Here is a 14,032-nt window from a genome sequence, read left to right as displayed (position 1 = left end):
GCCGCTGCGACGCCGCAATCCGCAACCGCCTAAAGGCAATCGGCATGGGGGTCAGTTCTTCATGACGCAAAGGGGTCAGTTCCGAATGTCGCTGGACACCACCATGACGGGGGCGCCCTTCCCCTCCATCCAGCGCGGCGGTTACCCGTGGGAGAAGCCCACCGAGCCCGAGGTAGCAAGCCAACAGCGTCCTGCAGCACCACCGCCCTTACCCGCTCCCCAAGAGCCGGCGAAGGTCCGCTTCTCGACGGGATCGGGCTTCTTCGTTTCCAAGGCAGGCCACATTCTGACCAACGCCCATGTGGTGAAGGACTGTTCTACGATCACCGCCAGGCCTGATGGCGCGGTCGCAGTAGCGGCCCAGATGCTCGCGAGGGACGCGGCGAATGACCTTGCCGTTCTGAAGGTCGCCGGCCCAGCCGAGCGCTCGCTCCCGCTTCGGCCGAGCATCCGGCTTGGAGAGGGCATCGCCGCATTCGGCTTCCCTCACAGCGACCTCCTGGCGACCACCGGAAACTTCACCCTGGGAAACGTGACGGCTCTGGCGGGGCTACGGGACGACAGCCGGTATCTTCAAATCTCAGCCCCGGTTCAATCGGGCAACTCGGGAGGCCCGCTGCTGGACGGATCGGGGAACGTTGTGGGGGTCGTTACCGCGAAGCTTGATGCGATCAAGGTTGCGGAGGCACAGGGCGACCTTCCTCAGAACGTCAACTTCGCCGTGAAGTCATCACTGGCCACGAGCTTCCTGGACGCCAACCAGATCGCTTACGACGCAGGCACTTTTGGCGAGAAGCTTGAACCGGCCGACCTTGCCGAGCGGGCCAAGAAGGCCAGCGTCTTCATCACCTGTCGATAGCGCCCTTCCTTGATGCTGCCACCGATGTTCCCCTCACATTCGGAGAGAGTATCGGGTCGCGGCAAGTCCGTCTCCGGCTATATCAAAGCCCTACAGATGAGGAGAACGGCCTGGATTGGATCTAAGTTTTTGGGGTCCACAACGCTGAATATCTGGGGTCCACCCCAAAAACAGCCATCTGTAACAAGTTGATTTTATTGATTTTTGTCAAGATCCACCGAAGTGGCGCGACCTACGGGAGTCGAACCCGTCTCCCCAGCGTGAAAGGCTGGTGTCCTAACCGATAGACGAAGGTCGCGGGCTTCCGAACCGCGGGCGGCTCGTGTCGAAGCGGGGCGAGGTATAGTGGCAGGCTCGCGGCTCCGCAAGCGTGCGTTTGGGCTTTTCCCGTGACGCGGCTGCGACATCCGGCCTCTCGCCGAGGGATAGACCAGTCCGGAGGGCGACGGAGCCGCTCAGACCGGCTTCGCCAGGTCGAGGACACGCAGCTCCGCCGTCTCCCGCCCGCCCCAGCGGTTCAGGCTCAGCGTGGCCGCGAGATGGACGCTCTCGCCGCGGGCCGCCAGCAGGGCGCGGCCAAGCGGCTCCTGCGCGCAGCGAAAGGCGACGCCGCCGACGCTGGCGCCGTCGCCGCCCTTGAGCTTGACGCGGACATGCCCGCCGCTGCCGATCTCGACCGCATCGGTCAGACGGTGGGCGGGAAAGACGAAGACCGGCTCCGGGCTGCCCTGGCCGAAGGGGCCGGCGCGCTCGATCTCGGCGAGCAGGCGCGGCGTCGCCCCGCCGGCGCTGAGCGCGGCGTCGACGAAAAGCGCTTCCGATTCGCCGGCCGCCTCGACCTCGGCGGAGAGCCGCTGGGCGAGGAAAGCGTGGAAACCATCGCCCTGCCCCGGCGCGAGGGTGACGCCGGCCGCCATGGCGTGGCCGCCGCCCTTGACCGCGAGCCCGGCCTCGACGGCCGCCCGCACCGCCCGGCCGAGATCGACTCCGGCGACCGAGCGGCCGGATCCGGTCGCGCCGCCCTCCGGATTGAGTGCCAGCGCGAAGGCCGGCTTGCGGAAGCGCTCCTTCAGCCGCGCCGCCACCAGCCCGACGATGCCGGGGTGCCAGTCCGGCGAGTTCGCCAGCAGCACCGCCGCGGCGGGATCGCGCATCAGCGCATGATCGGCCTGCGAGATCGCCTCGATCACGGCCTGGCGCTCGATCTCCTGGCGCTCCTGGTTCAGGCGGTTGAGTTCGGCGGCGATGCTGCGCGCCTCGATCTCGTCCGCCGTCAGCAGAAGGCGGGCGCCGAGGCCGGCATCGCCGATGCGGCCGCCGGCATTGATGCGCGGGCCGAGCAGGAAGCCGAGATGCCAGGGTTGCACCGGCCCGTCGAGCCCCGCGACATCCATCAGCGCCGCCAGGCCCGGCCGGGCGCGCGCGCGCAGGATGGCGAGGCCCTGGCGCACGAAGGCCCGGTTGAGCCCGCGCAGCGGCACGACGTCGGCGACCGTCGCGAGCGCGACGAGGTCAAGCGCTGCGAGCAGATCGGGCTCGCCGCCGCGGGCCGCCCAGACATCCTGGCGGCGCAGCACGGTACGGGTGGCGACCAGCGCCAGGAAGACGACGCCGGCGGCGCAGAGATGGCCGAGTCCCGAGAGATCGTCCTGCCGGTTCGGATTGACCAGCGCCTCGACCTCCGGCAGCCGCTCGGGCGCCTGATGATGGTCGAGCACGACGACGTCGAGCCCCAGCCGCCTGGCGTCGGCCAGCGGCTCGTGGCTCGTGGTGCCGCAATCGACGGTGACGAGCAGCGTCGCCCCTTCCGCCGCGAGCTGGCGGATGGCCTCGCTGTTGGGGCCGTAGCCTTCGATCAGCCGGTCGGGGATGTGGATGCGTGGTTGGGCGCCGCCCGCGGATAGGAAACCCGCCAGCAGCGCCGCCGAACAGGCGCCGTCGACATCGTAATCGCCGAAGATCGCAACGCGCTCGCGGGTCGCGACCGCGCGCGCGAGGCGGTCGGAAGCGGGCCCCATGTCGATCAGCGTGCCCGGATCGGGCAGCAGGTCACGCAGCTTCGGCTCGAGAAAGGTTGCCGCCTCGTTGGGCTCGACCCCGCGGCCGGCCAGGAGCCGCGCCAGGATGTCGGGAATGCCCTCGACCTGCGCCAGCGCCTCGGCTCGGCCGAGGCCGGCGGCGTCGAGCCGGTCTCGCCAGGGCCGGCCCAGCGCGGAGCGGGTGACGCCGAGAAAAGCGCGCGGAGGGTTCAGACTCATGGGCGTAGGGCGTCGCGCAGGCGCGCGCGTTCGTCAACCGTAGGCCCGCGGCTCGCCACGACTTCCAATGCAGAACGGCCGGGAAAGCCCGGCCGTCGCGATCAGGTTGGTCGCCGGTTGCGGCTCAATCCAGCTTGAACTTGCCGAAGTCGCGGTGTTCGCCGTGGATGCGGCGGACCGTGCCGGTGATCGAGCGATAGACGATCGTCTCCGTCTCGATCACGTCCTTGCCGAACTTCACGCCCCGGAGCATGCCGCCATTGGTGACGCCGGTGGCGCAGACGATGGTGTCGCCCGACGCCATCTCTTCCATGCTGTACTTCTTGTTCGGGTCGGTGACGCCCATGGTGAGCGCACGCGCGCGCTTCTCCTCGGTGTCGAGGATCAGGCGACCCTGCATCTGGCCGCCGACGCAGCGCAGCGCCGCCGCGGCCAGCACGCCCTCGGGCGCGCCGCCAATGCCGAGATAGAGGTCGATGCCGGTCTTGTGCGGCTCGGTGCAATAGATCACGCCGGCGACGTCGCCATCGGTGATCAGGCGGATCGAGCAGCCGGTCTTGCGCACCTCCTCGATGAGCTTGGCATGGCGCGGGCGGTCCATGATCAGCGTCGAGATTTCGCTCGGCTTGACGCCCTTGGCCTTGGCCAGCGCGTGGATGTTGTCGGTGGGCGACGCGTCGAGATCGACGACGCCGCGGGCATAGCCGGGGCCGATCGCGATCTTGTCCATGTAGACGTCGGGCGCGTTGAGCAGCTTGCCGGCCTCCGCCATCGCCATCACGGCGATCGAATCGGGCATGTCCTTGGCGCAGAGCGTCGTGCCTTCCAGCGGATCGACGGCGATATGGACCTTCGGACCCTGGCGGGTGCCGACCTTCTCGCCGATGAAGAGCATCGGCGCCTCGTCGCGCTCACCCTCGCCGATGACGATCTCGCCATCGATCGGCAGGCGGTTCAGTTCGCGGCGCATCGCGTCGACCGCCGCCTGGTCCGCCGCCTTCTCGTTGCCATGGCCGCGCAGCCGCGCCGCCGAGACGGCCGCGCGCTCGGTGACGCGCACCAGCTCCATCGAGAGATAGCGCTCGATGATCTGGGAGGAGGAAATGCGGAGATCGTCGGACATGAGCGGTTCCCTTTGGTTTTGCGGATGGCGGCGAGCGGTCACGGCGTCAACAACGCCGAAAACCCTACTCCCGTTCGATCCGGATGACTTGCGGCGGTTCGGCGATATGCCCATCGGCCGAGACCTGCTCCAAAGCGGAGCGGATGGCGGCCTCGCTCGTGGCGTAGGTGATCAGCACAACAGGGACCGGCGTGCCCGAGCGCCCGGCCGGATCCTGCGCCGCGGCGGCCGGGGAACGGCGCTGGACGATGCTCTCCAGCGAGATGTCGGCCTGGGCCATGCGGGTCGCGATGCCGGCGGCGGCGCCGGGGCGGTCGACCACCGAGAGGCGGACATAGTAGCCGCCCTCGTGGCGCTGCATCGGGGTGCGGGCCGCGGTCTCGAGCCGTGCGACCGGCAGGCCGAAGGGCAGCCCCGCCGTACCGCGGGCGATGTCGGCGATGTCGGCGACGACGGCGGAGGCGGTGGGGTCGCCACCGGCACCGGGGCCGACGAGGGTGAGTTCGCGCACGGCGTCGGCATCGACCGTGACCGCGTTGAGCACGCCCATCACCTGCGCGATGGCCGAGGATTTCGGTACCATGGTCGGGTGGACGCGCTGCTCGATGCCGGCCTTGGTCCGCTCGGCGACGCCGAGCAGCTTGATCCGGTAGCCGAGTTCGTCGGCCATCTTGAGGTCGAGCGGCGTGATCGAGGAAATGCCTTCGACATGAATCGCTTCGGCGTCGATCTTCGTGCCGAAGGCGAGGCTGGTCAGGATGGCGAGCTTGTGGGCGGTGTCATAACCCTCGACGTCGAAGGTCGGGTCGGCCTCGGCATAGCCCAGCCGCTGGGCGTCCTTCAGGCAGGCCTCGAAAGTCAGCCCCTCCATCTCCATGCGCGAGAGGATGTAGTTGCAGGTGCCGTTGAGGATTCCGTAGAGCCGCGTCACAGTGTTGCCGGCGAGTGCCTCGCGCAGCGTCTTGACGATCGGGATGCCACCGGCCGAGGAGGCCTCGAAGGCGAGCGCGACGCCCTTTTCCTCCGCCAGCGCGGCGAGCGCGACGCCGTGATGGGCGAGCAGCGCCTTGTTGGCGGTCACGACCGGCTTGCCGGCTGCGAGAGCCGCCTCGACCGCGGCCTTGGCCGGGCCGTCCGAGCCGCCGACCAGCTCGACCAGGCAATCGATCTCGGGCGAGCGCGCAAGGGCAACGGGATCGTCGAACCAGGTCAGTCCGCCGAGGTCGACGCCGCGATCACGCGTCCTGTCGCGGGCGGAGACGGCCGTGACGCGGATGGCGCGGCCGCAGCGCTCGCTGAGCGCGTTCTCCTGCCGGTGCAGGATGCGCAGCACCGAGGCGCCGACGGTTCCGAGCCCGGCAAGGCCGATGCGAAGCGGGGTGGCGGCGGGCTGTGCAGGGGCGCTGGTCATGGCGGCGGCGTCGCATGAGCGGCGCGTGCGAGTCAACGGCGAAGCCCCGTCTTGCGCTCAGCCGAACCGGCAGACGACCTCGGCGGCAAGGCGGCGCAGCTTGCCCTCTCCAAACGTCATGTGGATGCGCAGGAGATTGGTGCCGAAGGCGGTGATCTTGATGGTGCGCAAAGCTTCCAGCGTGTCGCCGTTCCAGCTCGTGGCGCTCTCGTTCACCGGCGTCCAGAACCAGGGCTTCGGCGGCTCGATCACCGCCTCGGCCAGGATCTTTTCAGCCGCCGCCTGCTCGATGCCCGGCGGGAGATGACGGGCGACCACCTCGGTGGCGTCGCGGCCGCATTCGCGGGCGGTGGTCGCGGCGAGCACATCCGAAATCAGCGGCGAGTTCGTCTGCGGCACGCGCCCGCGCGAGAAGTCATAGGTGCTGACGAGGCAGACCAGCGCGAAGAGAACCACGCCCCCGGCGAGCAGACGGCCTTTGCTGAACATCACGCGTGAAAGCCCCGTTCCGGACGGGTTCGTCCGTGGCGACGGGTTCCCATGTTTCGGGTTCGGGGTCCAGAGGAAGGCTGCCGTCATTCTCGGGCGCAGCGCAGCGGAGACCCGAGAATCTCTGGCAGATTGAGCATCAGCGCCGCGTGTCACGAGGTGCTCGGGTCAAGCCCGAGCATGACGCTCCGCGACGGAGCCCTCCTACCCCGCCTTCGGCATCTGGATGACGTTGTGCAGGGTGTGGTCGGCACCCTTCAGGAAGCGGCCGATGTTTCGCGCGGCCTGGCGGATGCGCTGCTCGTTCTCGACGATGGCGATGCGCACGAAGTCGTCGCCATGCTCGCCGAAGCCGATGCCGGGCGCGACCGCGACCTCGGCCTTCTCGATCAGCAGCTTCGAGAACTCCAGCGAGCCGAGATGGCGGAACTTCTCTGGGATCGGCACCCAGGCGAACATCGAGGCGGCAGGAGCCGGAAACTCCCAGCCGGCCTTGCCGAAGCTTTCGACCAGCGCGTCGCGGCGCTTGCGGTAGATCTCGCGCATCTCGCGGATGCAATCGTCGGGGCCGTTGAGGGCGGCCGCCGCCGCGACCTGGATCGGGGTGTAGGCGCCATAGTCGAGATAGGACTTCACCCGGGCGAGCGCCGCCAGAAGCCGCTCGTTGCCGACCGCAAAGCCCATGCGCCAGCCGGCCATCGAGAAGGTCTTCGACATCGAGGTGAACTCGACGGTAACGTCCATCGCGCCCGGCACCTGCAGCATCGAAGGCGGCGGGTCGTTCTCGTCGAAATAGACCTCGGCATAGGCGAGGTCCGAGAGCAGGATCAGCTCGTGCTTCTTCGCGAAGGCGACGAGGTCCCGGTAGAAATCGAGCGAGGCGGTGTAGGCGGTCGGGTTCGCCGGATAGCAGGTGACGAGCGCGATCGGCTTGGGCACCGAATGGATCATCGCCCGCTCGAGCGCCGGGAAGAAGGCCGGCGTCGGCTCGGCCGGTACGGAGCGGATCACGCCGCCCGCCATCAGGAAGCCGAAGGCGTGGATCGGATAGCTGGGGTTGGGCACCAGCACAACGTCGCCCGGCCCGGTGATGGCCTGCGCCATGTTGGCGAAGCCTTCCTTGGAGCCCAGTGTCGCGACGACCTGGGTATCGGGATTGAGCTTCACGCCGAAGCGGCGCTCGTAGTAGTTCGCCTGCGCGCGGCGCAGCCCGCCGATGCCCTTGGAGGCCGAATAGCGATCGGTGCGCGGCTTGCCGGCGGTCTCGACCAGCTTCTCGATGACATGCTTTGGCGCCGGCAGATCGGGATTGCCCATGCCGAGATCGACGATGTCGACGCCCTTGGCGCGTTCGGCCGCCTTGATCTTGTTGACCTGTTCGAAGACGTAGGGCGGCAGGCGCTTGATGCGGTGAAAATCGGCCATTCGAGTAGTTCCTTCGCCGGCCGGGCCGGCATCATGCCTGCGGGAACGCCCGGGCCGGCCCCGACGGTGCCGCGCCCTCCCCGCGATTCAGATCGTTGCGCGCAGCGCGCCTCTCGCCGCATCTTTGGTCACGGGCGGACCGAAAACGCAAGATTCAATCGCGAGCGTAGCACGGCCTGCGCGGCGGCCGCCGAGCGCCGGTCAGGTCAATTGGTGGGAATCGCGGCCGGCTTGGGGGCGGGCGTGGAGCCCAGCGTCTTCGCCACGTTGCCGGCGGCCTCGTTGGCGCTGCGCTTGGCCTCGAGTTCGGCCTCGATCTTCTTGAACTCGGCTCGCGGCTTGCAATCCTCGTTCGGCTTGCGACCGTCCGGGCGGTAGAGGAAGCGGGCCGCCTGCCCCTGCGGAACGAAAGCCGGCCTCGGCGTGTCTCCCTCGCAGAGCGGGTTCACCTGCACGGTCGTGCCAATCGGGATGTAGGTTGGATCCGACGGTCGGGTTTCGCGCACGAAGGGCTTGGGTTCGGCGGCTGTGGTGGCCATTCCCGCCGCCTCCGCGACGCTCTTGCCCGTTTCGCCGGCGCAGCCCGCCACTGCGACGGCCAGACCCGTCAGCATCAGCAGCGGCAGGAGCGGCGTGGACTGGAGTCGGGCTTGCGGCATGGGTCGATCCGGCCTGTTGCGGAATTCTCTTTGTAGCCGATATCCGCTACGTCCTTAATAGGACCAAAATGGGGAGCAGACAGCAGCCCCAACAGAAGACGTGCGACGGGGAGAGCGCGATGGACCGGCGAACCGGGGAGACGTCCGCGGGTGCGAACGGCGCGGCCGAGGTGCCGGTGCCGGATCTCGACGCTTTCGCCCAGAACATGAGCCGGCTCGTCGAGGAATACGGCAAGGTCACCGCCGCCTATCTGAAACCGATCGAGCGCGGCGAGGCCAAGGGCGGGCAGGCCGACGAAGCCAGTGAAATGGTCAAGACGCTCGGCCGCGTCGCCGAGAAATGGGTCTCCGATCCGCGCAAGATCATCGAGGCGCAGGCCTCGCTTACCGGCGATTTCCTGACATTGTGGAGCACGATGCTCAAGCGGGCCGGCGGCGAGGAGGCCAAGCCCGTGATCGAGCCCGACAAGCGCGATGCGCGCTTCGCCGATCCCGACTGGTCGGCGCATCCGATGTTCGACTTCGTCAAGCAAGCCTATCTGATCGGCACGCGCTGGGCCGAATCGATGGTCGATCGGGCCGAGGATCTCGATCCCCACACCCGCGAGAAGGCGCGCTTCTATGTGAAGCAGATCGCCAGCGCCCTCTCGCCCTCCAATTTCGTCGCGACGAACCCCGAACTGCTGCGCGAGACGCTGCAGCAGAACGGCGAGAATCTCGTCCGCGGCATGAAGATGCTGGCGGAGGACATCGAGGCCGGCCGGGGCGAACTCAAGATTCGGCAATCCGATCCGGGTGCCTTCCAGATCGGCGTCAACATCGCCTCGACGCCGGGCAAGGTCGTCTGGCGCAACGACATCATGGAGCTGATCCAGTACGCCCCGGCGACCGAGACCGTGCTGAAGCGCCCCCTCCTGATCGTGCCGCCCTGGATCAACAAGTTCTACATCCTCGATCTCAATGCGGAGAAAAGCTTCATCCGCTGGTGCGTGGCGCAGGGCCTGACGGTGTTCTGCATCTCCTGGGTCAATCCGGACGAGCGCCACGCCGGCAAGGATTTCGAGAGCTACATGCGCGAGGGCGTCTTCGCCGCGCTGGAGGCGATCGAGCGGGCGACCGGCGAGACGAAGGTCAGCGCCATCGGCTATTGCGTCGGCGGCACGCTGCTCGGCGTGACGCTGGCCTATATGGCGGCGGTCGGGGACAAGCGGATCGAGAGCGCGACCTTCTTCACCACCCAGGTCGATTTCGCACAGGCCGGCGAGCTCTCCGTCTTCGTCGACGAGGAGCAGATCCGGGCCGTCGAGGAGCAGATGACCAAGAGCGGCTATCTGGATGGCGCGCGCATGGCGGGCGCCTTCAACATGCTGCGCCCCAACGACCTGATCTGGTCCTATGCGGTCAACAACTACCTGAAGGGCAAGGCGCCGACGCCGTTCGACCTGCTCTACTGGAACTCCGATTCGACGCGGATGCCGGCGGCAAACCACTCCTTCTACCTGCGCAACTGCTATCTGGAGAACAAGCTTTCCAAGGGCGAGATGGTGGTCGGCGGCCAGCGGCTCGATCTCAAGAAGGTGGCGATCCCGATCTACAATCTCGCGACGCGCGAGGACCACATCGCCCCGGCCCGCTCGGTCTTCACCGGCTCGCAATGCTTCGGCGGGCCGGTCGACTATATCGTCGCGGGCTCGGGCCATATCGCCGGCGTGGTCAACCCGCCCGGCAAGGTCAAGTACCAGTATTGGACCGGCGGGCCGGCGCGCGGAACCTATGAGGACTGGATCGCGGCGGCACAGGAGCATCCCGGCTCCTGGTGGCCGCACTGGTTTTCCTGGGTCGAGGCGCAGGCGCCCAAGCGGGTCAAGGCGCGGGTGCCGGGAGCCGGCAAACTGCCGGCCCTCGCCGATGCGCCGGGGACCTATGTGCTGAAGAAGGCGTAACCCCCCGACAGTTCCACCCGCTGGCATTCTCTCAACAAAAAAGCCGGCCCGTGAGGGCCGGCTTTCTCGTGAGACGCTGTGGTTGCGCTCAGAACTTGCGAACCGCCGGCTGCACCGGGATCGTCTGGGCCGGGTTGTCCCAGCGATAGGTCAGGCCGGCCGAGACGATGTGGATATAGGGCTTGGCCTCGGCGGTGAAGAAGACCGGGCCCTGCTGCGGATGGGTGCCGCTGTAGTTCACCTTCGCCTTGTTCACATTGATATAGGTGTAGCCGAGGTCGAGCTTGAGCTTGTCGGTGACCTGGTAGCTCGCACCGGCCGAGAGCCAGAGGCGGTCGTTGTCCGAGATGAAGACGGTCCGGTTGGTGTCGTTCACCGGCGACAGCTCATAGGCGACACCGGCGCGCAGCGTCAGGGCCTGATTGTACTTGTACTCGACGCCGCCGCTGAAGAACCAGCTGTCGTCATAGACGAAGTTCAGGCTCGAGATCGGCAGGCCGCTGATCTGGCTGACGATCGGGATGCGGCGGAAACGGCTCCAGTTGGTCCACTCGACGCCAAGATGGGCCTGCCACTGGTCGTTGATGACCTGCGACACGCCGAAGACCACAGAGTCCGGCAGGTTCAGATTGGCCTTGATCGGGCCGACGCCGGCCACCGTCGAGATCGTGCCCTCGAGGGTCTGATGGATCGAGGAGCGGTAGGCGATACCGATCGTCGTGCCCTCGCGCGGGGTCAACGTCGCACCGACCCGGAAGCCGACATCGACGGTGTCGCCCTTGAGGATCTGGTTGGGGGCGAAGGGCCCGATCGCCGTGCCGAGCGTCGCGCCGGTGGCGTTCTTCAGGCTGGTCTTGAGGTACTGCACCTGGACGGCGGCACCGACGGAGAGCCAGTCGTTGACCTTGTAGCCGATCGTCGGGGAGACGTTGATCGTCTTCAGATTGGCCGAGCGGCCATAGACCTGGCCGGCATAGACCTGATCCTCGGCCTTGGAGCGCAGGCCGAAGGGCGCGCCCGTGGTCAGGCCGATCCAGAACCGGTCGGTGAGCTGCCAGTTCGAGTAGGAGGCCGGAATGAAGGCGCCGTCGCCGCCGATGTTGCCGGAGCCGTTCTGGATCGGGTTCAGCGGGCCGACCGGCGAGCCCAGCCGCGTCGGCGAGGTCGGATCATAGGAGGCGTTGGCGTTGAGATAGGTGACGTTCCACTGGCTGTTGCGGCCGGGGAACATGGTGATCGTGGCCGGGTTCCAGGCCATTGCGCCCATGCCGATGCCGCCGGAAGCCGCGCCCGCATAAGCCATGCCGAGACCCTCGGCGCTCTGGCCGCTGCGGATCGCGAAGGAGCCCGCCTGGGCCGCGCCGGCGGCGAGGAGGGCCGCGACCGAAACCGTGGCTGCGGCGGCTGTACGAACGATGCCCTTCATCGAATCCATCCCGTCTTTCGTTTCTTCGGGCTGCAACGCCCGTCTCGAATCCGAGCATGCCGCGAGCCGCCCTTCGCCGCAATGCCGCCGCGAAGTCGCCGAATTTGGACCAGCCGTCGGATTTGACGGTGGGGAAGGCACGAAAATGCCCCGAACTTGTCCGTTTTTCCTGTTGCCGGCTTCAACGCCGCGCTAAAGATATCGTTTACATGCGAACTATCGCGGGTTTTCGTGTTTCTGGCGCGTTTCGAGACAGCAGCGCCCAAGAGACGGGCACTCCGCTTTCGCGACCCTCGTTGCATTCCCGCAACAATCGCATGGGCAGCCCCTCGCATCCGGGGCATGCGCGCGAATGGGCTTGTCTTTCGCGGCGGCGTCTTGTCAGGTTCCCCTCCCAATTAGATCGTTTGAAACGGGGGAAACGACGTGAAACTGCTACGCTACGGGGCTGCCGGCCAGGAAAAGCCGGGCCTCCTCGACGCCCAGGGCGTCCTGCGCGACCTTTCCGGCATCATTCCGGACGTCGCCGGCAAGGCCCTGACGTCGGGCTCGCTGGCGAAAATCAAGGCGCTCGATCCGCAGACGCTGCCGAAGGTTGATGGTGCGCCGCGCATCGGCGCCTGCGTCGGCGATGTGCGCAACTTCATCGCGGTGGGCCTCAACTTCGCCGACCATGCGGCCGAGACCGGCGCCGAGATTCCGAAGGAGCCGATCCTCTTTAACAAGGCGCCGAACTGCATCGTCGGCCCCAACGACGACGTGATCATTCCCAAGGGCTCGAAGAAGACGGACTGGGAGGTCGAGCTCGCCATCGTGATCGGCGACGGCGGCTCCTACATCCCGGAGGACAAGGCTTTTGCCGCGATCGCGGGCTTCGCCGTCTGCAACGACGTCTCGGAGCGCGAGTTCCAGATCGAGCGCGGCGGCCAGTGGGCCAAGGGCAAGGGCTGCCCGACCTTCGGCCCGCTCGGCCCCTGGCTGGTGACGACGGACGAGGTCAAGGACGTCCAGAACCTCGCCATGTGGCTCGAGGTCGATGGCGAGCGCGTCCAGAACGGCTCGAGCAAGACGATGATCTTCGGCTGCGCGTATCTCGTCCACTATATCAGCCAATTCATGCGGCTGGATCCGGGCGACGTCATCACCACCGGCACGCCGCCCGGCGTCGGTCTCGGCTTCAAGCCGCCGCGCTTCCTGAAGGGCGGCGAGGTCGTCAAGCTTGGGATCGAGGGCCTCGGCGAGCAGCAGCAGCACTTCAAGGCCTATCAGGGCTGAGATTTCTCCGCTCGGACATGGAAAAGGGCCGCTCGCGCGGCCCTTTTTTGTTACCACCGCCGCAGGGGCCGGCTCACTTCTCCGCCAGCCCCAGCATCAGCCGGATGTTCTGCACGGCAGCGCCCGAAGCGCCCTTGCCGAGATTGTCCAGCCGCGCGACCAGCACCGCCTGGCGCAGATCGTCGTCGCCGAAGACGCGCAGTTCCAGCTTGTTGGTGTCGTTGAGCGCCTGCGGCTCGAGCTTGCCGCCCGTCTGCGCGGCGGGAACGACCGAGACATAGGTCGAGCCGGCATAATGTTCGGCGAGCGCATCGGCGAGATCGGCCGCCTTGGGCTTGCCCGGCAGCGTGTCGAGATGCAGCGGCACCGAAACCAGCATGCCCTGCCGGAAATTCCCGACGGACGGAATGAAGATCGGCCGCCGCGACAGCCGCGCATAGCGCTGCAGCTCCGGCAGGTGCTTGTGCTTGAGGCCGAGGCCGTACAGCTCGAAGGCCGGGGCCGTGCCGGCCTCATAGGCCTCGATCATGCTCTTGCCGCCGCCCGAATAGCCCGACACCGCATTGATGGTGACGGGGTAATCCTGCGGGATGAAACCGGCATCGATCAGCGGCCGCAGCAGCGCGATGCCGCCGGTGGGATAGCAGCCGGGGTTGGAGACGCGGGTCGCCTTGGCGATGGTCGCGGCGTGGCCGTGCTCCAGCTCGGCGAAACCGTAGACCCAGTCCGGCGCGACGCGATAGGCGGTCGAGGCGTCGACGATCTTCGGCGACTTCGCGCCGAGCGCGTCGGCGAGCGCGACCGATTCCTTCGCCGCGTCGTCCGGCAGGCAGAGCACGACGAGATCGACCTGCGCCATCATCTCCTGGCGGGCGACCGGGTCCTTGCGCTTCTCGGGATCGATGCTGCGGACGACGACACCCGGCATCCCCGCCAGCCGGTCGCGGATGCCGAGTCCGGTGGTCCCGGCTTCGCCGTCGATGAAGATGGATTTCGGGTTCTGGCTCATCGGACCCTCGCAAGGCGTCTGGGGGATCGGCTCAAGAAGCTTGGCCGGCTTCGGGCATAAAAAAACCGCGCTCCGGGCGCGGTCGCGGACAGTCGGACTGCAAGCCGAGCGTCATCGCGGTCGCGCGGGGGCGGCCGTGACAGGGCGACGTCGGG

General features: G+C 67.5%; 11 protein-coding genes and 1 tRNA gene. 3 read left to right on the top strand and 9 right to left on the bottom strand.

The genetic code is table 11. The features are described from left to right. On the top strand, positions 1 to 859 hold an 859-nt coding region (locus ACFPN9_RS19975; RefSeq protein ID WP_377817460.1), incomplete at its 5' end, for a S1C family serine protease. A gap of 223 nt (positions 860 to 1,082) precedes the next feature. On the opposite strand, the gene ACFPN9_RS19970 is transcribed toward ACFPN9_RS19975, so the two are convergent. The 7 genes from ACFPN9_RS19970 to ACFPN9_RS19940 all read right to left on the bottom strand — a co-directional run bounded on the left by ACFPN9_RS19970 (position 1,083) and on the right by ACFPN9_RS19940 (position 8,224). Continuing rightward, positions 1,083 to 1,157 (bottom strand) — tRNA-Glu (locus ACFPN9_RS19970). Positions 1,158 to 1,314: 157 nt separating this feature from the next. Then, positions 1,315 to 3,117 (bottom strand): single-stranded-DNA-specific exonuclease RecJ, encoded by a 1,803-nt coding sequence (gene recJ, locus ACFPN9_RS19965; protein WP_066734722.1) that lies wholly within the window; start codon positions 3,115 to 3,117, stop codon positions 1,315 to 1,317. Between the two features lie 124 nt (positions 3,118 to 3,241). After that, on the bottom strand, positions 3,242 to 4,240 hold the full coding sequence (gene glpX, locus ACFPN9_RS19960; RefSeq protein ID WP_066734719.1) for a class II fructose-bisphosphatase: 999 nt from the start codon (positions 4,238 to 4,240) through the stop codon (positions 3,242 to 3,244). Positions 4,241 to 4,304: 64 nt separating this feature from the next. Next, positions 4,305 to 5,651, bottom strand: coding sequence for a homoserine dehydrogenase (locus tag ACFPN9_RS19955; protein WP_066734716.1), 1,347 nt, complete (start codon positions 5,649 to 5,651; stop codon positions 4,305 to 4,307). 57 nt (positions 5,652 to 5,708) lie between these two features. Continuing rightward, the gene (locus tag ACFPN9_RS19950; RefSeq protein WP_156450086.1) at positions 5,709 to 6,143 is read right to left on the bottom strand and encodes a hypothetical protein; all 435 of its coding nucleotides are present in this window, start codon (positions 6,141 to 6,143) and stop codon (positions 5,709 to 5,711) included. Between the two features lie 201 nt (positions 6,144 to 6,344). Further along, positions 6,345 to 7,565 carry an LL-diaminopimelate aminotransferase gene (locus tag ACFPN9_RS19945; protein ID WP_066734712.1) on the bottom strand — a complete coding sequence of 407 codons (1,221 nt, stop codon included), beginning with the start codon at positions 7,563 to 7,565 and terminating at the stop codon, positions 6,345 to 6,347. Between the two features lie 206 nt (positions 7,566 to 7,771). Further along, complete coding sequence (locus ACFPN9_RS19940; protein WP_066734707.1) at positions 7,772 to 8,224, bottom strand: hypothetical protein; 453 nt, start codon at positions 8,222 to 8,224, stop codon at positions 7,772 to 7,774. 119 nt (positions 8,225 to 8,343) lie between these two features. On the opposite strand from ACFPN9_RS19940, the gene phaC reads away from it, so the two are divergent. Next, positions 8,344 to 10,167, top strand: coding sequence for a class I poly(R)-hydroxyalkanoic acid synthase (phaC, locus tag ACFPN9_RS19935; protein ID WP_066734704.1), 1,824 nt, complete (start codon positions 8,344 to 8,346; stop codon positions 10,165 to 10,167). A gap of 88 nt (positions 10,168 to 10,255) precedes the next feature. Here phaC and ACFPN9_RS19930 read toward each other — a convergent pair whose 3' ends face one another. Beyond that, positions 10,256 to 11,593, bottom strand: a complete 1,338-nt coding sequence (locus ACFPN9_RS19930; protein ID WP_082737641.1) for an OmpP1/FadL family transporter — start codon at positions 11,591 to 11,593, stop codon at positions 10,256 to 10,258. A gap of 426 nt (positions 11,594 to 12,019) precedes the next feature. On the opposite strand from ACFPN9_RS19930, the gene ACFPN9_RS19925 reads away from it, so the two are divergent. Further along, positions 12,020 to 12,868 (top strand): fumarylacetoacetate hydrolase family protein, encoded by an 849-nt coding sequence (locus ACFPN9_RS19925; protein WP_066734699.1) that lies wholly within the window; start codon positions 12,020 to 12,022, stop codon positions 12,866 to 12,868. 73 nt (positions 12,869 to 12,941) lie between these two features. Here ACFPN9_RS19925 and argC read toward each other — a convergent pair whose 3' ends face one another. Further along, positions 12,942 to 13,877: an N-acetyl-gamma-glutamyl-phosphate reductase gene (gene argC / locus ACFPN9_RS19920; protein ID WP_066734698.1), complete on the bottom strand. Its 936-nt coding sequence runs from the start codon at positions 13,875 to 13,877 to the stop codon at positions 12,942 to 12,944. Between the last annotated feature and the right edge of the window lie 155 nt (positions 13,878 to 14,032).

Origin of the sequence: Allobosea massiliensis (assembly GCF_042655245.1) — a bacterium.
Taxonomy (GTDB): domain Bacteria; phylum Pseudomonadota; class Alphaproteobacteria; order Rhizobiales; family Beijerinckiaceae; genus Allobosea; species Allobosea massiliensis.
The sequence above is the reverse complement of the archived record's forward strand: the minus strand, read 5'-3'. Positions and strand labels throughout refer to the sequence as shown.